This window comes from Pseudomonas sp. D2002, from assembly GCF_013385735.1.
In the GTDB taxonomy this organism is placed as follows: Bacteria; Pseudomonadota; Gammaproteobacteria; order Pseudomonadales; family Pseudomonadaceae; genus Aquipseudomonas.
This window is the reverse complement of record NZ_JACAPL010000012.1, coordinates 18,172-35,538: the sequence shown is the minus strand read 5'-3', so window position 1 is coordinate 35,538 and position 17,367 is coordinate 18,172. Positions and strand designations below refer to the sequence as shown.

19 protein-coding genes are annotated in these 17,367 nt (G+C 62.2%); 4 read left to right on the top strand and 15 right to left on the bottom strand.

From position 1 onward, the window contains the following. Positions 1 to 28: 28 nt before the first annotated feature. The 6 genes from HX783_RS22795 to HX783_RS22770 form a co-directional block, all read right to left on the bottom strand. A complete protein-coding gene (locus tag HX783_RS22795; protein WP_177018326.1) occupies positions 29 to 682 on the bottom strand; it encodes an HAD family phosphatase in 654 nt (217 codons plus the stop codon). A gap of 29 nt (positions 683 to 711) precedes the next feature. Next, positions 712 to 1,701, bottom strand: a complete 990-nt coding sequence (locus HX783_RS22790) for an ABC transporter ATP-binding protein (protein WP_010565203.1) — start codon at positions 1,699 to 1,701, stop codon at positions 712 to 714. After that, the gene (locus tag HX783_RS22785; RefSeq protein ID WP_106580568.1) at positions 1,698 to 2,498 is read right to left on the bottom strand and encodes an ABC transporter permease; all 801 of its coding nucleotides are present in this window, start codon (positions 2,496 to 2,498) and stop codon (positions 1,698 to 1,700) included. The genes HX783_RS22790 and HX783_RS22785 overlap by 4 nt, the downstream gene beginning before the upstream one ends. Beyond that, a complete protein-coding gene (locus HX783_RS22780; protein ID WP_174245613.1) occupies positions 2,485 to 3,348 on the bottom strand; it encodes an ABC transporter permease subunit in 864 nt (287 codons plus the stop codon). Before HX783_RS22780 ends, HX783_RS22785 begins: the two co-directional genes overlap by 14 nt. Next, complete coding sequence (locus HX783_RS22775) at positions 3,327 to 4,133, bottom strand: alkaline phosphatase family protein (protein ID WP_177018325.1); 807 nt, start codon at positions 4,131 to 4,133, stop codon at positions 3,327 to 3,329. The genes HX783_RS22780 and HX783_RS22775 overlap by 22 nt, the downstream gene beginning before the upstream one ends. Positions 4,134 to 4,338: 205 nt before the next feature. Then, positions 4,339 to 5,406: an ABC transporter substrate-binding protein gene (locus HX783_RS22770; RefSeq protein ID WP_159955178.1), complete on the bottom strand. Its 1,068-nt coding sequence runs from the start codon at positions 5,404 to 5,406 to the stop codon at positions 4,339 to 4,341. A gap of 350 nt (positions 5,407 to 5,756) precedes the next feature. On the opposite strand from HX783_RS22770, the gene HX783_RS22765 reads away from it, so the two are divergent. Next, entirely contained in the window at positions 5,757 to 6,470 is a 714-nt protein-coding gene (locus HX783_RS22765; protein WP_010211607.1) for a UTRA domain-containing protein, read from the top strand. A 166-nt stretch (positions 6,471 to 6,636) separates the two neighbouring features. On the opposite strand, the gene HX783_RS22760 is transcribed toward HX783_RS22765, so the two are convergent. Genes HX783_RS22760 through HX783_RS22725 form a run of 8 tightly spaced genes read right to left on the bottom strand, consistent with a single transcriptional unit; the run spans position 6,637 to position 12,790 of the window. After that, on the bottom strand, positions 6,637 to 7,590 hold the full coding sequence (locus HX783_RS22760; protein ID WP_177018324.1) for a metal ABC transporter solute-binding protein, Zn/Mn family: 954 nt from the start codon (positions 7,588 to 7,590) through the stop codon (positions 6,637 to 6,639). Continuing rightward, entirely contained in the window at positions 7,590 to 8,489 is a 900-nt protein-coding gene (locus tag HX783_RS22755) for a metal ABC transporter permease (protein ID WP_106580574.1), read from the bottom strand. The genes HX783_RS22760 and HX783_RS22755 overlap by 1 nt, the downstream gene beginning before the upstream one ends. Continuing rightward, a complete protein-coding gene (locus tag HX783_RS22750) occupies positions 8,486 to 9,232 on the bottom strand; it encodes a metal ABC transporter ATP-binding protein (RefSeq protein WP_177018323.1) in 747 nt (248 codons plus the stop codon). The genes HX783_RS22755 and HX783_RS22750 overlap by 4 nt, the downstream gene beginning before the upstream one ends. Then, on the bottom strand, positions 9,229 to 10,149 hold the full coding sequence (locus HX783_RS22745; RefSeq protein WP_177018322.1) for a metal ABC transporter substrate-binding protein: 921 nt from the start codon (positions 10,147 to 10,149) through the stop codon (positions 9,229 to 9,231). The genes HX783_RS22750 and HX783_RS22745 overlap by 4 nt, the downstream gene beginning before the upstream one ends. 19 nt (positions 10,150 to 10,168) lie before the next feature. Further along, entirely contained in the window at positions 10,169 to 10,729 is a 561-nt protein-coding gene (locus HX783_RS22740; RefSeq protein ID WP_177018321.1) for a DUF6162 family protein, read from the bottom strand. Further along, positions 10,726 to 11,055: a hypothetical protein gene (locus tag HX783_RS22735; RefSeq protein ID WP_159955183.1), complete on the bottom strand. Its 330-nt coding sequence runs from the start codon at positions 11,053 to 11,055 to the stop codon at positions 10,726 to 10,728. Before HX783_RS22735 ends, HX783_RS22740 begins: the two co-directional genes overlap by 4 nt. After that, complete coding sequence (locus HX783_RS22730; protein ID WP_177018320.1) at positions 11,052 to 11,591, bottom strand: thiamine pyrophosphate-binding protein; 540 nt, start codon at positions 11,589 to 11,591, stop codon at positions 11,052 to 11,054. The genes HX783_RS22735 and HX783_RS22730 overlap by 4 nt, the downstream gene beginning before the upstream one ends. After that, a complete protein-coding gene (locus HX783_RS22725) occupies positions 11,591 to 12,790 on the bottom strand; it encodes a PepSY domain-containing protein (RefSeq protein ID WP_177018319.1) in 1,200 nt (399 codons plus the stop codon). The genes HX783_RS22730 and HX783_RS22725 overlap by 1 nt, the downstream gene beginning before the upstream one ends. Positions 12,791 to 13,077: 287 nt before the next feature. On the opposite strand from HX783_RS22725, the gene leuC reads away from it, so the two are divergent. The 3 genes from leuC to HX783_RS22710 all read left to right on the top strand — a co-directional run bounded on the left by leuC (position 13,078) and on the right by HX783_RS22710 (position 16,422). Then, on the top strand, positions 13,078 to 14,496 hold the full coding sequence (gene leuC / locus HX783_RS22720; RefSeq protein WP_177018318.1) for a 3-isopropylmalate dehydratase large subunit: 1,419 nt from the start codon (positions 13,078 to 13,080) through the stop codon (positions 14,494 to 14,496). Then, a complete protein-coding gene (leuD, locus tag HX783_RS22715; RefSeq protein ID WP_177018317.1) occupies positions 14,493 to 15,107 on the top strand; it encodes a 3-isopropylmalate dehydratase small subunit in 615 nt (204 codons plus the stop codon). Before leuC ends, leuD begins: the two co-directional genes overlap by 4 nt. A 73-nt stretch (positions 15,108 to 15,180) precedes the next feature. After that, positions 15,181 to 16,422, top strand: coding sequence for an MFS transporter (locus HX783_RS22710; RefSeq protein WP_177018316.1), 1,242 nt, complete (start codon positions 15,181 to 15,183; stop codon positions 16,420 to 16,422). On the opposite strand, the gene HX783_RS22705 is transcribed toward HX783_RS22710, so the two are convergent. Further along, positions 16,403 to 17,317 (bottom strand): LysR substrate-binding domain-containing protein, encoded by a 915-nt coding sequence (locus HX783_RS22705; RefSeq protein WP_218175337.1) that lies wholly within the window; start codon positions 17,315 to 17,317, stop codon positions 16,403 to 16,405. The genes HX783_RS22710 and HX783_RS22705 overlap by 20 nt on opposite strands. Between the last annotated feature and the right edge of the window lie 50 nt (positions 17,318 to 17,367).

The following is a 17,367-nucleotide window of genomic DNA, read 5'->3' as shown; positions in this document are numbered from 1 at the left end:
ATTGGGTTTCAATTCAAGGAGCGCAGTGTCACACCCAGTGATGGATCGGCCACCCAGCCTTCTGCGCATGTTCACGCAACACCGGGTCCGGGTTCACCACCTGCGGATGGTCCACCTTCAGCAGCAACGGCAAATCATTGCGCGAGTCCGAGTAAAAATACGCGCCCTCCAGGCTTTCACCTTCCTGCTCCAACCACGCCAGCAACCGCGTGATCTTGCCTTCACGATAGGTCAGTACACCCACGGTATGGCCGCTGTACAGGCCGTGGCTGACGTCCAGGTCAATGCCCAACACTTCGTCGATACCAATGCGCGCCGCAATCGGCTTGACCAAATGCGTGCCCGAGGCGGAAATCACCAGGATTCGGTCACCCCTCTTGCGGTGATTGGCGATGGTCTTGGTGGCTTCGCTGTAGATCAGTGGCTCGATGACGTCCTCGACCCACGGCTCGACCAGGTGCTCGATCTCTTCCGGTGTGCGGCCAATCATCGGCTCCAGGCTGAAGGCCATGAAGTCTTCCATGCGCAACTTGCCTTGGCTGTAGGCGTCCATCAGCTCGTTGTTCTTGCGCATGAACGACTCAGGGTCGACCCAGCCCAGGCGGCCCATCTGCTCGCTCCACAGGGTGGCGCAGTCGCCGTGGATCAAGGTGTCGTCCAGATCAAAAATTACCAATGCCATCCGTTTCGCTCTCTCAATAAATCGTGGCGTCAGGCTACTTCACACAAGGCGCTCGGGTCGATGGAAAGTGCCAAACGCTGGCCATCCGGGTGCAGGTCGTCGGCGGAGCGGTTGAGCACATCCACCACCAACTCCACGCCACGCGCCTCGATGCGGTAGCGAATCACGTTGCCGAGCAGGCTGTGGCTGCGCACCAGTGCGTCCAGCTCGCCGCTGCGGCTCAGTTCGATGGCTTCCGGGCGAATCGCGATGCGCCCGCTGATCGGCCGCTGCAGTAACTGGCTGGCCTTGTCGGCGTCGAGCAGGTTGTAGTTGCCGATAAAACCGGCGGCGAACACATCCACCGGCGCGGTGTAGAGGGTCTCGGCGTCGCCGCTCTGTACGATCTTGCCCTGGTTCATCAGGAAGATGCGGTCTGACATGGTCAGCGCTTCTTCCTGGTCATGGGTCACGAAAATCGTGGTCAGGCCCAGTTCACGCTGGATCTGGCGGATCTGTTCGCGCAGGTGTTTGCGAATCCGCGCATCCAGCGCCGACAGCGGCTCATCCAGCAACAACAGACGCGGTCGGGTCACCAGCGAGCGGGCGAGGGCCACGCGCTGGCACTGGCCACCGGACATCTGGTGCGGGTAGCGGCCCGCCAGCTCCTTGAGTTCCACCAGTTGCAACACTTCCTGCACGCGCTTGTGACTGTCGTCAGCGTTGACCTTTTGCATGCGCAGGCCAAAGGCGACGTTCTGCTCCACGGTCATGTTGGGGAACAGCGCATAGCTCTGGAACACCATGCCGATATGTCGTTTCTGTGGGCTCAGCGGCACGATGTCCTGGCCATCCAGCAGGATTTTGCCACTGTCCACCGAGGTCAGGCCGGCGATGCAGCGCAGCAAGGTCGACTTGCCGCAACCGGACGGGCCGAGCAGGGTGACGAATTCGCCCTTGGCGATTTCGCAGTTGATGTCACTGAACACCGGGGTGCCGGCATAGCCTTTTTGCAGGTGTTGGACGCTGACGAAGCTCATTGGCTTTTGTCCTTGTTCAAGATATTGGCGGCCCAGGTCAGCACCAGCACAAAGAAGAAATAGGAAATGACGACGGCACTGGTGAAGTGGCCGCTGCTGTTGCGCATGTTGTTGAGGTACACCTGCAGGGTTTCGTAGCGGGTGCCGACCAGAATGTTGGCGAACACGAACTCACCGAACAGGAACGAGAACGACAGCAGCAGCGCCACCATCAGGCCTTTGCGCAGGTTCGGCAGCACCACCAGGATCGCCGCCTGCCAGGTGCTGGCGCCGAGCAGCTGCGAGGCGTCCATCAGGTCGCGCAGGTTGATCGCTTGCAGGTTGTTGGTGATCGCGCGGTACATGAACGGCAGGGCCACGGTGAAGTAGCAGCCGATCAGGATCCACGGCGTGCCCACCATCGCCAGCGGCCCGGAACCGTAGAGTTGCAGCAGGCCCACCGACGACACCACCGGCGGCACCGCGAAGGGCAGCAGGATAAGGATGTTCATCAGCGCGTCGAGCCGGGGGAAGTGGTAATGCACCACAAACAGCAGCGGCAGAATCAGCACCACCGACAGTATCAGTGCACCCACGCACACCAGCAGCGACTGGCCAAACGCGGCGAGAAAACGCGGGTCACTCCACAGTTGCACGTACCATTTCACCGTGAAGCCGGCCGGCAAAATAGTCGCGGACCAGCTGCTGGCAATGGAGTAGACAAAGGTGCCCACCAGCGGCAACACCAGAATCGCAAATAACAGGTACACCACTACCCGATGGTAGAGGGAGGCCGAGCCGGCTTCAGCGCGAGACATGGTAGCTCCTCTTGAGCAGCAGTTGATGGACCACGGTGACCACGGTCATCAGCGCCACCAGCACCACGGCCAGGGCACTGGCCATGTTCGGGTCCAGGGAAATGTCGCCGGAGACCATTGCCGCGATACGAATCGGCAGCACGTTGAAGTTGCCGGTGGTCAGCGCGTACACCGTGGCGTAGGCGCCGAGGGCGTTGGCCAGCAGAATGACGAAAGTACCGAGCAGCGCCGGGGTGAGCACCGGCAAGCCGATGTGGCGCCAGAACTGCCAGCCACTGGCGCCGAGCAGTGAGGCCGATTCGCGCCAGTCTTCACGCAACGCATCGAAGGCCGGGTAGAGCAGCAGCACGCCCAGCGGAATCTGGAAGTAGGTGTACAGAATGATCAGGCCGGTCTTGGAGTACAGGTTGAAGTCCTGAATGATCCCGGCCTGCTTGAGCATGATGGTGATGCTGCCGTTGAAGCCCAGCAGGATGATGAACGCGAAGGCCAGGGGCACGCCGGCAAAGTTGCTGGTCATGTTGGCGAAGGCGGTCACGAAATTGCGCAGCGGCCCGTCCACACGGCGCAGCGAATAGCTGCCGAGCACCGAGATGATGATGCCGAACACGCTGGAGTAGAAGCTGATCTCCAGGCTGTACTGGATGGCCTGCAGGTAGAACTTCGAGCTGAAGATCTTGGTGAAGTTGGCCAGGCCCCAGCCGAACTCTTCCGATTGCAGGCTGTTGATCAGCACCCACACCAACGGGGCGATTTCGAACACGATAAAGAACAGCGCAAACGGCACCAGGCACAGGATCGCCAGCCATTTGCCACGGGTTATGGAGTTCACTTCAACAGCTCCCGGCATACAGGTTTGTCGTGGGGCACCCCGAGCAGTTCGCAGACGGTGCCGCACAGTTCGGTTTGCTTGGGGGTAGCGGCAGGGTCGAAGCTGAAGGCCGAACCCAGCACGAACAGCGGCACTTCGCGTTCTTCCGGCAGCAGGCCGTTGTGCGAGCGATCGTTGTTCATGCCGTGGTCGGCGGTCACCAGCACCTGGTAGCCGGCGTCGAGCCAGCCTTGCAGGTAGTCGGCGAGGATGATGTCGGCCGAGCGTGCGCTGTTGCGGTATTGCGCGGTATCCAGGCCATGCTTGTGGCCGGCGTCATCAATGTTCATCGGGTGCACCACAAGGAAATTCGGCGCGTGTCTGCGGCGCAGGCTTTCGGCGTCGGCGAACAGGTGCGAATCCGGGTAGTGGTCATTCCAGTAGAAATGCCCGTGCTGGATTGCCAGCGCCTTGTCGTCGGTATGACGATCACGCGCGGCAATAAAGGGCGTGCGGTTATACAACTCGCTGACCCAGTGATAAGCCGCCGCCGCTGTGGTGAGACCGGCGTCGGTGGCGTAATGGAAAATGCTGCGCTGGTTGGACAGGCGCGAGACATTGTTGTGGACGATGCCGCTGTCAATCGGTGGCACGCCGGTGAGGATGCATTCGTACAGTGGCCGCGACAGGGCCGGCAGTTCACAGTCCAGTTTGTAAAGCGCTGCGCGTCCTGCGCCGATATAGGCCTGGAGATGCCCCATGGCATGTCGGGCAACCTCGTAGTTCAGGCCGTCGAGCACCACAAGGATGACGTTGTGCTTCATAGGGGCTGTGGCTCCGCAACGGATTAATCTTGGCTCGGTTTTCTTGGAGGAACTGGGTAAAAATGTGGGAGCGGGCTTGCTCGCGAAAGCAGTGTGTCAGGCAGCACTTCGTTCACTGAACCACCGCTTTCGCGAGCAAGCCCGCTCCCACACAAGCCCGCTCCCACATGGGATCTCCACTGGAGACCCCTGGTGGGTTGAAGCCTTACTGCATATTGATAATGACTTCTTCCTGCCACTTCTGCGGCAGCGCCTTGGACGTCTTCTCCCACGCCTCGGCATCCTTGATTGGCGTGACTTTCTTGTACTGCTCGTTCGGCAGCAGCTTGGCCTGCACGTCGGCCGGCAGGGTCAGGTGCTCGGCACGAATCGGACGCGCGTTGCCGCGTGCCAGGTTGGTCTGGCCGGCGTCGCTGAAGATGTATTCACGGGTCAGCTTGGCGGCGTTCGGGTGCTTGGCGTATTTGTTGATGATGGTGGTGTAGCCGGAAATCACCGAGCCGTCCGATGGGATCAGCACCACGTAGTCATCCGGGTTGGCCATCTTGGCTTTGTAGCTCAGGCCGTTGAAGTCCCAGACCACACCCACTTCCACTTCGCCTTTTTCCATGGTGGCGATGGTCGGGTTGGCCAGCGACAGGCGACCTTGCTTGGCGATCTCGGCAAACATCAGCAGCGCAGGCTGGATGTTCTTCTCGTCGCCACCGTTGGCCAGGGCAGCCGCGAGCACGCCGTTGGCGGCTTGGGCGGCGGTGCTCACGTCACCGATGGAGACTTTGTATTTGCCGGTTTTCAGGTCAGCCCAGCTTTTTGGCGCTTCGGAACCGTGCAGCAGCTTTTTGTTGACGATAAAGGCGATGGTGCCGGTGTAGGCCAGCGCCCAGTTGCCGTCTTTATCTTTCGCCCAGTCCGGCACTTGTGCCCAGGTGGTCGGCTTGTACGGTTGGGCCACGCCCTGTTTCACCGCAATCGGGCCAAAGGCGGCGCCGACGTCACCGATATCGGCGCTGGCGTTGTCTTTTTCGGCGGCGAACTTGGCGATTTCCTGGGCCGAGCTCATGTCGGTGTCGATGTGCTTGAGGCCGTAGGTCTTGGCCAGGTCTTCCCAGGTGCCTTTCCAGTTGGCCCAGTCATCGGGCATGCCGACGCTGTTAACGGCGCCTTCCGCTTTCGCGGCGGCTTCCAGAGTCTTTAGATCGGTATCAGCAGCCATGGCGGCGGTGCACATGGCAATGGTCGAGCCTAACAGTGATGCCAGGAAAAGCTTTTTCATCCGAAGCTCCTTTGGGCGTTTTCAACGCGGCGTTTTTTTTTCGACGGGTGGTGTTGGTCTAGGTCAGAGCAATACCTGAGCCAATCTAGGCTCGATGGATGACAGTTTCATGTCGATGTCGTTTTTAAATCACTTTTGTCGCTCAGTGCAGACTCAGCGTAGACCATGCCCAAGTACCCGCAGGCCCTGGACTTGGCCGATGTATTGCAGGGTGTGGTGCAGGACCGCGACAGGGGCTGTCATCTGTCGGTCATCTGTAGTGCCTAGGCTGGCAAGCAGTAGCAAAAGCCCATTTACGGAGCGGTTTGTGCACCTGAACGGTGCTGGTCTAGTCCAGATAGGTAACGTTGATGCGTGATGAGGCAATCAAGGCGGTGACATCCATCGGCCTGGCGCTGCAAGAGCAGATCGACCACGGCCTGTTGCCGCCTGCCAGTAAGTTGCCCGCCGAGCGCAAGCTCAGTGAGTTGTTTGGAACCACGCGTATTACCGTGCGGGAAGCGTTGTTACAGCTGGAAGCCCAAGGGCAGATTTATCGCGAGGAGCGCCGGGGCTGGTTCGTTTCGCCGCCCCGGCTGGCCTATAACCTGATGCAGCGCAGCCACTTTCACGCAATGGTCAGCGACCAGGGGCGGGTGGCGTCGACTGAGGTGATTTCGGCGCGGCTGCAACCGGCGTCGGCGGCGGTGTGTGCGTGGTTGCAGTTACCGGCGCTGTCCAGCGTGATCCAGATTTGCCGGGGCCGACGAATTGATGGGCGGCTGGTGCTGTATGTGGAGCACTACCTGAACCCGCAGTATTTTCCGGGGATTCTGGCGTGTGATTTGAATCAGTCGATGACTGAGCTTTACGCGCGCAAGTACGACCTGCATTACGGCCGCGTGCGTTTCGAAATAGTGCCGACATCACTGCCGGTGGAAGCTGCCGCCGCATTGCGCGTGTCGGTAGGCAGCCCGGGCCTGCGCATTGCCCGGGTCAATTATGACCAGCACCAGCGGTTGATCGACTGTGACCTGGAGTTCTGGCGGCATGATGCGATTCATGTGGGCGTTGATGTGGTGTGACTGCACCTTGAATGGCTATGCTCGATATTCAACTGCTGCACTGCGAGCCAAATGTGGGAGCGGGCTTGCTCGCGAATGCGCCAGTTCAGCTAACTGATTTGTCGCCTGACACACCGCTTTCGCGAGCAAGCCCGCTCCCACCTTTGAACTGCATTTCATATAAAGACTAGGGCATCAGCGCCTTGAGCACCTGATCCACATTGCCTTCCAACTCCGCCACCGGGTCCGCGCCGTCGACGTTCAACACCAACAGCTGTGCGCCGCCCTCCGTCACCGCGGCTTTCACTGCCTCACTCGGCTGACGGTGATGCAGCACCACGGCCACGTCGCTGTCCTTCAAGCTGGCGGTTAACTGCTGCAGCGCCTCAGGCGTCCACTCGGCATCCGGCCGTGCATCGGTGCTGACCACTTCCAGGTTCAAGCTGCTGACCAGATACGCAAAGTGATCGCTCAGGCTGACCACGCTCAGGTTGTCTGCCTGGGCCATGCGCGCTTCGCTGTCGGCGCTGAGCTTGAGCAGGCGTTGCTTGAGGGCGGCGAGGTTGGCGTCGATCCTTGGCTTGGCCTTCGGTGCCAGCCGGCTCAGGTCGGCGGCCATCACATCGGCCATGCGCCCCATGTTGTTGCTCGACTGCCACGGCTGGCTGTTCAAGCCGTCAGTGCTGCCCGGCTGCACGGCGATGCCCGGCAAACCGCCGTCCACCGGGCGTGCGGCATCCACTTCGACGATGCGGATATTGCTGCGCCGCGCTACCGGGTAGAGCGGGTCATCGGCCCACAACGAACGCAGGCCGATGGTCGCGTCGGCGTCCATAGCCAGGCTATTCAACGCCTGGGCACCACGCCCGGTGAAGTAGGACACCTGCCGCGAGCCGGGCAGGTTGGCCGGGGCGGCGCGTTCAAGTTTCACGTCGGTGCCCTTGAGCAATACCTCGGCCAAGCCGTAAGTAATAGGCAGCGAGGCCAGCACCTTGACCGGCTTCTTGGCCTTGGTCAGGGCGGCATGGCCGAGGCCTTGGTTGATTTTGAATTCCTTGGGGTCAAGACCGTCGATGGCCAGCGCCGAGGTGCTGAGCAGGCAGGCGATGGCCAGGGCCAGTGGGCGAAAGACAGGGCGCATTATCCAAGATTCCCTTTGAGGCTGGGCACTGTGCCGCGCGCGATGGCGGCGAAGGCGAAGGCGATACCGGCAACCAGAATGATGGCGGCGCCGGACGGGATAGGCAGGTCGAAGATGATCGGCAGCAGAATGCCGCACAGCGTGCTCACCGTGGCGATCACCACCGAAACCCAGAAGAACCCCTTGAGCGATTGGCTCAGCAGGCGCGCCGCCGCCGCCGGAATCACCAGCAGGGCGCCGACCAGAATGGCGCCGATCACCTTGACCGCCGCTACGGTGATCAGTGTCACCAGAATCACGAACAAATAATCCAGGGTCTTCACCGCCACACCGCGTACCGCCGCCAGTTGCGGGTTGAAACTGGCGAGCATGATGCGGTTGTACAACGGCAACGCCAGCGCCATCACCAGCGAGCCGACCACGGCCAACACCAGCAAGTCGTTGCCATTGACCGTCAGCACCGAACCAAACAATACGTTCTCGAGGATGTGCACGTTGATCTTGCCCGCCAGAATCAGCAGCAGGCTCGCGCCCAACGCCAGGGACACCGACAGGAACACGCCGATCAAGGTGTCCGGCGCCAGACCGGTGCGGTTGCGCAGGTAATTGAGCAGGATGCCGAACAGCAGGCAGTAGCCGAACAGCGCGCCATACGGCCCGGTGTAGGGTTCCCCTAAAAGAATGCCCACGGCCACGCCCGTCAGTGCGGCATGCCCGACCGCTTCGGAGAAAAACGCAAAGCGCTTGACCACCACCAGCGTGCCCAGGCCGCCGAGTACCGGGCCGATCAGCAAACCGGCAAGCAAGGCATTGACCACAAACCCATAGGCCAGCGCTTCCGGCAGATACCCGGAAGAGGCCCAGCCCTGGACCATCAAACGAAACGCTTCATAACTCATTGCGCCGGGCTCCGAGGGTGAGTGGAGAACAGGGTCAGCAGGCGGTCTGGGGTCAGCGCTTCTTTCGGTGTGGCGTCGAACAGCACGCGGCGGTTGAGGCCGGTGACACGGTCGGCCAGGCGGCCCACGGCTTCCAGGTCGTGCTCGATCCACAGCACGGTAATTCCGGCCAGGCGCCAGTCATTCAGCAGGCGTTCGAAGACCTGGATGCCAGCTTCATCGAGGGCCGACATCGGTTCATCCAACACCAGCAACTGCGGCGCGGGAATCAGGCCCTGAGCCAGCAACACACGCTGACGCTCACCCCCGGACAACGCGCCCATGCGGCGTTTACGTTTGTCCTGCATGCCGACGCGCTCCAGCGCCTCGCCAATCGCCCCGGCGTAGTGCCTGGACAGGCCCAGAAACGCCGGCCGGCGCTGACACATGGCGGCCATGAAGTCGTCGACGGTCATCGGCAAGCCGCGGTCGAACTCCAGCGCCTGGGGCACATAACCGATGGTGCCGGGCGTGGTCGGCCAGTGCAGGCGCAATTGGCCCTGGTGCGGCGTTTGCCCCAGCAGGGTCTTGATCAGCGAACTCTTGCCGCCGCCGTTCGGGCCGACCAGCGCATGGATGCTGCCCGGCTGGACCTGGAAGCTCACGCCGTCGAGGATCACCGTGCGGCCCAAGGTCAGCGACACGTTGTCGAAGTCGAGGGTCGGCCCCATGCTGGCGACTTTCAGCTGCTGCGCCGCTGTCATGCCCCCGACTCCTGAATCGCCCGCACCACGGTGTTGAGGTTGCCGGTCATTTCCACTTCGTACTTCTCCGGCGTGTATTCGCCGTAGGAAATATGTGACAGCGGGTACAGCTTGACCCCGGACTCACGCTGGATGGTCTCGACGTAGGTGGACGGGAAATCCATCTCCGAGAAGATCACCTTCACATCCAGGGCGCGCAGTTCATCGATGGTCTTTTTCAGCTGGCTGGGGCTGGGTTCGATGCCGTGGGCCGGCTCGACCACGGCGGTGACTTCCAGGCCGAACTCGCGCAGCAGGTAGTCGTAGGCCGCGTGCACCGTGGCCACGCGCAGATCGGGGTTGGGCGCGCTGGTCAGCTTGGCCAGGGCGTCGGCGCGCATCTGGCGCAGGCGCTTGCCGTAGGCACGGGCGTTCTGGGTGTAGGTTTTGGCGTTGTCCGGGTCGAGTTTGCCCAGTTCGCGGGCGATGTTGTTGACCTGGGCAATCGAGGCGCTGATCGACAGGAAGGTGTGCGGGTTGACCACCTTGCCCGCGCCGCGCGCGGCATTGCCGGTGGCGGCCAGCAGCGGCACGTTGGCGTTGGCCTCGATCACCGGGATGTCCGGGCGCTCGCTGGTGGCGATCATGCGGTCGGCGAAATCGTCATGACCGACGCCGTTGAGCACGATCACGTCCAGCGTGCCGATGCGCTTGATGTCTTCGGCGCGCGGCTCGTAGGCGTGGGGGTTGAAACCGGCCGGGATCAACGGCACCACCTCGGCCTTGTCGCCGACGATGTTGGTGACGTAGCTGTAATAAGGGTGCAGCGTAATGCCGATGCGCAGGCGTTTAGCCGCCTCGGCATTTGCCAACGGCGCCAGCAGCAGGCTGAACAGGCTGACCAGCAACAGGCGTAACAGGGGAGATGAAATAGACATGGGCACTCGGTCTTCTCGGTCAGTGACGGTGCTGGCGCGTGACGCCAGCATCGAATTGCGCGACCACCTGCTGCCAGCCGGCTGCGATCAGCGCCTGGTCAGTGAGGTCGGAAGGGGCGGCGAGGTTGGCTTGGCGATTGAGCCAGATATCCGGCTCGGCGCCGTGCACGCGCATCAGTAACGAGCCGCTGGCACTCGGCGCCTGGCTCAAGCCCACATAAGCCGAAGGTTCCAACAGCTGCCAGCGATGGTCGCCACGGCTGACCGAACTGGCGTCCTGGGCAAACGGTGCGAAGCCTTCTTCGGCCAATTGCTCAGGCGTCGGCAGGGCGCTTTGCTCCTGTTGCAGCAACTGGATTTCATCCAGGGTCACCCGCAGGTCGGCGTAGATGCCTTGCTCGGCGGCACTCAGGTCGCGGCGCGCATCCAACTGGTGGCTGGGCAGTGCCGCGACTTCCTGGGTGTCACCGTGCAGGGCGATCACCGAACCGGCCACCGCCAGGATGATCAGGCACAGCAACAACACGTAGAGGGTTTCGTGGCCGGCACCGGCGGGGCGTACAACCTGTGTGGTGCTCATTGGGGCTGGATATCCGCTTGGTCGATTTCCACCACGTGGCCGGGGCCTGCATCAAACAGCACATAGAACTCGGCCGAGGGTTTCTTGAAGGTCAGGGTCGAGTCCTGGCCCAGCTTGCCGGGCAGCAGGATGGTTTCGTCGTAGCCGATCACGTCCAGGGTTACACCGGGGGCGCCGCTGCCGTCGGAGAAACCGCCGGTGCACTGGATCTGCTCGCCGTCGATCGCTTTGCATTCGCACATCGGGTTGTGGGCAAGGGCGGTGGTACTGAAACCGGCGCAGAGCAATAGCGCAGCACCGGCGCGGGTCAGGCGCGTTAACGTCATGGTTTAACTCCTTGCTTGTTCAGCCAGGCAATGGTGGCAGGCGAGGCCTGGCTCAGCGGGATGGAACCCTGGTGCATGGTGCCGTCCCAGCCTTCCATGGTGACCCACAGTTCGGCGTCGGCCGGCGTGCGCTCCGGCACTGGCAGGGCGGCGCCCATGCGGTACGGCGTGCCGAAGAAGATCACCCCGGCGGCGCGCAGGCTGCGCGGCTTGCCGATACGCAGGTAGGTGGCCTTGACCTGCTCGGCGCAGGTGTCGCACAGGGCGGCGTTGAAGAATTTCATCGGGCCGGCCGGGTCCGGGCGCGGGCCTTCATTGCGAAATTCCGCGAGTTTCAGGCTCCAGGGCCCGACCTGCACATCACCGACGATCCGCTCGCCAATGCCGGTGTCGCCGCGAAACAGCGCGGCATCGGCAAAGTACTTGGGCATGAACCCCAGCGGCACCAGCACCAGCAGAATGTTGATATGGAACCGCCATTTCAGCCAAAAGGCGCGCAGCGGCGAAGGCGGTGTTGCAGCAGTGACCTTGCTCATTATTTGGCCTCCGAAGTTTCAGCCTGCAGGGCGGGGGCGGCGGCAGGCGCGCGCTGCGCCTTGGCTTCGCGCTTGAGGGCGTTGAGGGTGGCCAGCGCGGTGCGCTTGGTCCAGATCAGCAGGCCGCTCAACACCATCATGCTCAGCACCAGGCCGAAGAACGCCCAGATCAGCTTGATCCACAGCCCGCCAAAGTCACCGGTGTGCAGCGGGCGCATGGATTCGGTGACGAACTCCAGCGTCGAGCGGTCGGAGAGCAAATGCGACACCGCAATTTCGCCGCTGTAGGGGTTGAGCTGAGCGGTCTGGAACATCAGCGGATACCAGCCTCGGCCGCCGATTTGCAGGTGGCTGTAGGCATTGAGCGGCAGGAACACGAACGTGGCGTCCAGCCCGGGAATGCGTTGGGTGGCAATGTCGATGGCTTCGTCCAGCGCGATCATCGGCGCCGGCACGCCGGGCGCGGACATCGGCACTTTCTCGCGGGCAATCACCGGGACGATCGGTTCGCTGGAAATGGAAATCTGGTTATCGCCCAAAATCGCCTGGATCAGGAACCAGGTGCCGGTGATGGAAATCACTGCGATAAACCAGATCGACCAGATACCGCTCAAGCGGTGGAAGTCACCCCAGAAGATCCGCGCGCCGTGGCGGATGCGCAGGGTGGGGCGCAGAAACCCTTTCCAGAAGCGTTTGTAGACCACCAGCCCGGTCACCAGCGACGCCAGCAACGGCAGGCCGAGCGCCGAGACCAGGTACCAGCCCCAGCTGAAGCCGTTGGTGAACGGCACCAGCCACCAGCCATGCAGGGCGCGGGTAAATTGCTTGAAATCAAACGACGGGCTGATGCCCTGGATTGCGCCGGTGTACGGGTTGACGTAGACCTCCACGGAGCGCCCGTCCGGGTAGCTGAGGTCGACACTCAGCGCAAAGTGCGTTTCGTCCGGGCGGATGATCGACTGCACGATTGCCTTGGGCTCGTCGCGCTTGATGGCCGCGATCACCTGATCGAAGCTCAGCATCTCGGCGTTATCCGACGGTTTGCTCGCGCGGATATCCGGGTTGGCCAGCCAGACGATTTCCTGGCTGACCACCGCCAGGGTGCCGGTAACGCAGACGATCAGTACAAAGAACCAGATGGGCAATGCCAACCAGCTGTGTACGAGAAACCAGAGTTTTGAGCGTGACTTCTTCGACATGTGAATGAGGGTCTTGATCGGAGGGGGCGAAAGAGGCCCGGAAAAGGCCGGTCGTAGCTTTTGCTGACGCGACGGGCTGTATCTAAGTTAAGACGGATGAGAAACAGAAATCCCTAAGGCGGAAATGAAAGAAAATGTTTCTGGTTCACATTCACAACGCGTTCAGCTGCTGATCGAACACGAAACATGTTCCAAGCCATCACCCAGGCGCCATTGATGGAGCGGGGCGGCTGCGTAGGATGGGGTAAGCCGTTGAGCCAGCCTCAAGACACGTGAGCCGAAGAAAAATGACTGCCAGAACCCTCTACGACAAACACATCGATTCCCACACGGTGTGCCCCCTGGATGACCAGGGCCATGTGCTGCTTTATATAGACCGCCAGGTGATCAACGAATACACCAGCCCCCAGGCCTTCAGCGGCCTGCGCGAGGCCGGGCGTGAGGTCTGGCGCCCCGGCACGGCACTGGCGGTGGTCGACCATGTGAACCCCACCACGCCCAAGCGCATTGCGGCAATGCCCGACGCGGGCGGCGCGCGGCAAGTGTCGTACCTGGCGGAGAACTGCCGGGACTTCGGCATCGAACTGCTGGACATCCTCGACAAACGCCAAGGCATCGAACACGTGATTGCTCCGGAGCAGGGCTTTATCCTGCCGGGCATGGTGATCGCCGCCGGTGACAGCCACACCACCACCTACGGCGCCCTCGGCGCGTTTGGTTTTGGCATCGGCACCTCGGAAATCGAGCACCTGCTGGCCTCGCAGACCCTAGTCTACAAGCGCCTGAAAAGCATGCGTGTCACGGTTGAAGGCGAGTTGGCGCCAGGCCTCACGTCCAAAGACGTGATCATGGCGTTGATCGGCAAGATCGGCGCATCGGGCGCCACCGGCTATGCCATCGAGTTTCGCGGCTCCACCATCGACGCGCTGAGCGTCGAGGCGCGCATGACCATTTGCAACATGGCGGTGGAAGCCGGTGCGCGGGGTGCGTTCATGGCGCCGGATGAAAAAGTCTTCGCCTACCTCAAGGGCAAGCCCCGCGCGCCCAAAGGCGCGTTGTGGGACCAGGCGCTGATGGGCTGGCGCCAACTGCATTCGGACGCCGACGCGGTGTTCGACCAGGAAGTGCACCTCGACGCCAACACCCTTGAACCGATGGTCACCTGGGGCACCAGCCCCGACCAGGCCGCGCCGATTGGCGCCCGTGTGCCCGACCCGCAGGACGTCAGCGACCTGATCCTGCGCCAGGACATGCGCCGCGCCCTCAACTACATGGGCCTGGAAGCCGGCATGCCGCTGAGCGATATCTTCATCAGCCACGCGTTTATCGGCTCCTGCACCAATGCACGTATCGAAGACCTGCGCGACGCCGCCAGCGTGGTGCGCGGCAAACACGTGGCCGACCACGTACGGGCGATGATCGTGCCCGGTTCTACCGAAGTGCGCGACCAGGCCGAGGCCGAAGGGCTGGCGGCGATCTTTATCGATGCCGGTTTCGAATGGCGCCAGTCCGGCTGCTCGATGTGCCTGGCGATGAACGACGACGTGCTGGCCCCCGGCGACCGCTGCGCCTCCAGCACCAACCGTAATTTCGAAGGCCGCCAGGGCGCAGGCGCGCGCACCCACCTGATGAGCCCGGCAATGGTCGCCGCGGCTGCCATCACCGGCCGCCTCACTGATATTCGCCACTTTGGAGACCGCGCATGAGCCTGCAACCTTTCACCCTGGTCACCGGCAAAGCCGCGCCGATGTTGGCGGCGAATATCGACACTGACGTGATCATGCCCAAGCAGTTTCTCAAAGGTATCGACCGCAGCGGCCTGGATCGCGGGCTGTTCTTCGACCTGCGCTTCCTGGCGTCCGGCGAGCCTGACCCGGACTTCGTGCTGAACCAGCCGGCCTGGCAGGGCGCGAGCTTTATGGTGGTGGGGCCGAACTTCGGCTGTGGTTCCAGCCGTGAACACGCGGTGTGGGGCTTGAAGCAAATGGGCATCCGCGCGCTGATCGGCAGCAGCTTTGCCGGGATTTTCTATGACAACTGCCAGCGCAATGGGGTGTTGCTGATTACCCTGGACGAAGCGGTGTTGCACACACTCGGGCAAACCGTGAGCCAGGCGGACCAGGCGCAGATCAGTGTGGACCTGGAAAACCAGGAAATTCGCTTGGCCGATGGTCAAGTCATCCCGTTCCAGATCGACACCCTGCGCAAGACCGCGCTGCTATTGGGCCTGGATGCGATTGGCAGCACCTTGCAACGCCGCGAGCAGATCAAGGCATTTGAGCGCGAGCATCTGGCGGCCAACCCTTGGCTTGGTTGACACGCCCGGCGCCTTGGCCTTAAGTGGGACCGACAAGGAAGTCGGCTCATGATAAGAAAAGGAAGCGCCTGACATGGATGTGCTCAACGTTGATCCCGAATCAACGCTGTCGACCCGCAACGCCCGCTTGATCATCTTCGCCCGTGGCGTCTCGGACTTTGGTGCGTTCCTTAACATGGTGGCGCTGTCCACCTACGTCTTTTGGCTTAGCCAAAGCGTGGTATTTGTCAGTGTGTTTCTGGCGTGCCGCGTCACCGGCGGGATTGTCGCCAGCCTGATCGGCATTCCGTTTTTTCGGCGCTTTCCAGGGCGCAGCACCCTGGCGGGGCTGGACCTGGCCCGGGCGCTGTTGCTATTGCCGCTGCTGGTGCTGATACCGGCGCATCAGCTCAGCGTGCTGCCCTTTATTGCGTTTGGCATTGGCCTGTGCAATTCGTTGTTCGCCATTGGCCTGAACAGCCAGTTACCGACATGGGTGGCGCTTGAGCAGCGGGTGAGCACCAATGCGTGGATCACGTCGGCGGCGGCGACCGGCGCGGTTTTCGGCAGTTTGCTGTCGGGGTTGCTGATTGCCACGGGCGGCTTCGAGGCGGTGTTTGCCGTGAATATCGGCACCTATGTGCTGGCGGCCTGCCTGATCTTGCCATTGCGTGCGTTGTACACAGTGGCCGTCGCCGCGCATCGCGGGCTTTCGGCGCAGTGGCGCGAGCTGACCCAAGGGCTGCGTGGGGCGCCGGTGCTGGCGGCGATGTTGTTGATCAGCATGCTCGACACCCTTGGCAGTGCGGCGCATAACGTCGGCTGGCCGGTGCTGTCGCAGTACATTTCGCCGGACACGGCCAAGACCGTCATGGGCTATTTGCTGGCGGTGTGGGCGTGTGGCAAGTTCGTTGGCGCGCGAATCGCCAGTGCGCTGCTCAAAGGCCGTGGCACCCAAGCCATGGAGCGCTTGTTCATGCTGGGCGTGGCGCTGATGTCCAGCGGCTTTATCCTGACCTTCCAGCAAACCGAACTGTGGCTGGCATTGCTGCTGGTGGTGTGGGCGGGGCTGGGTGATGGTGTGTCCGAGGTGGCGTTGGTGTCCCGCGCGCAAAGCGAGCCGGATAGCCTGCGCCTGCCGCTGTTCAGCTTATTGACCCTGATCCAGATGGCCGGCTTCGGCGTGGGCATGTTGGTGGTCGGGCCGTTTTACCTGACGTGGACACCGGCCCAGGTGATTGTCTTGTTTCATGGGTTGCCGCTGACGGCCTTGCTGGTCATGACTGCATGGCTGGGGTACTGCGCCAACCGGGGCATCAAATCGACAAGCCCTTGAAGTGCTCCTGCAAAAACTCCACGCAGGCTCTTAATTTCCCGGAGTAAGCCAAGCGTGTCGGGTATACCGCCCACACGTTGGCGCTCTGGGTGTAGGCGTGCAGCACCTGCACCAGCTTGCCTTGTTCCAGCAGCGGCTTCACATCCCACATCGAGCGCAGCAATACGCCGCGCCCGTCCAGCGCCCACTGCAACACGATCTCACCATTGTTGGAGGACAGCGGCCCGCGTACACGCACGCTTTCGGGGGCGCCATCGCGCTCCAGGTTCCAGATGCCGAAGGCGTTGTCGCGCTCCTTGAGCACCAGGCAGTCGTGCTGTTCCAGCTCACCCAAGTGCTGTGGCGTGCCGCGTCGCTTCAGATAAGACGGCGCGGCGCACAGCACCCGGCGATTGCTCACCAGGCGTCGGCCGATGTGCTGGCCGGGGATGTCGTCGCCCACGCGAATCTCCAGGTCGAAGCCTTCGCTGACGATATCCACCACGCGGTCGAACAGGTCCAGGCGGATTTCCAGCTCCGGGTACTGTTCCGCCAGCAACGACAGGGCCGGCGCCACGTGGTTGCGGCCAAAGCCGAAGCTGCTGCACAAATGCAAATGGCCACGCGGGCTGTCATGGGCGTCGGAGAGTTCATCGGAGAGTTGCTGGAAATCTTCGAGGATGCGCACGGCCCAGCGCTGCACCCGTTCACCGTCTTCGGTCAGGGCGATACGCCGGCTGGTGCGGTGCAGCAGGCGGGTGGCCAGGGTGGTTTCGAGGATCTGGATGCGCTTGCTGACATACGCAGGCGACAACCCCAGCTCGTCGGCGGCGGCGGCGAAACCAGCCTTGCGGATCACGGTGAGGAACACCCGCAGGTCTTCAGGTAGGGGCACGGTATCTTTCTTATGGGTCATCAGAAACAAGCGTGGCGGCATGAGCCGCCAGAATAGCACTGGATCGGCGC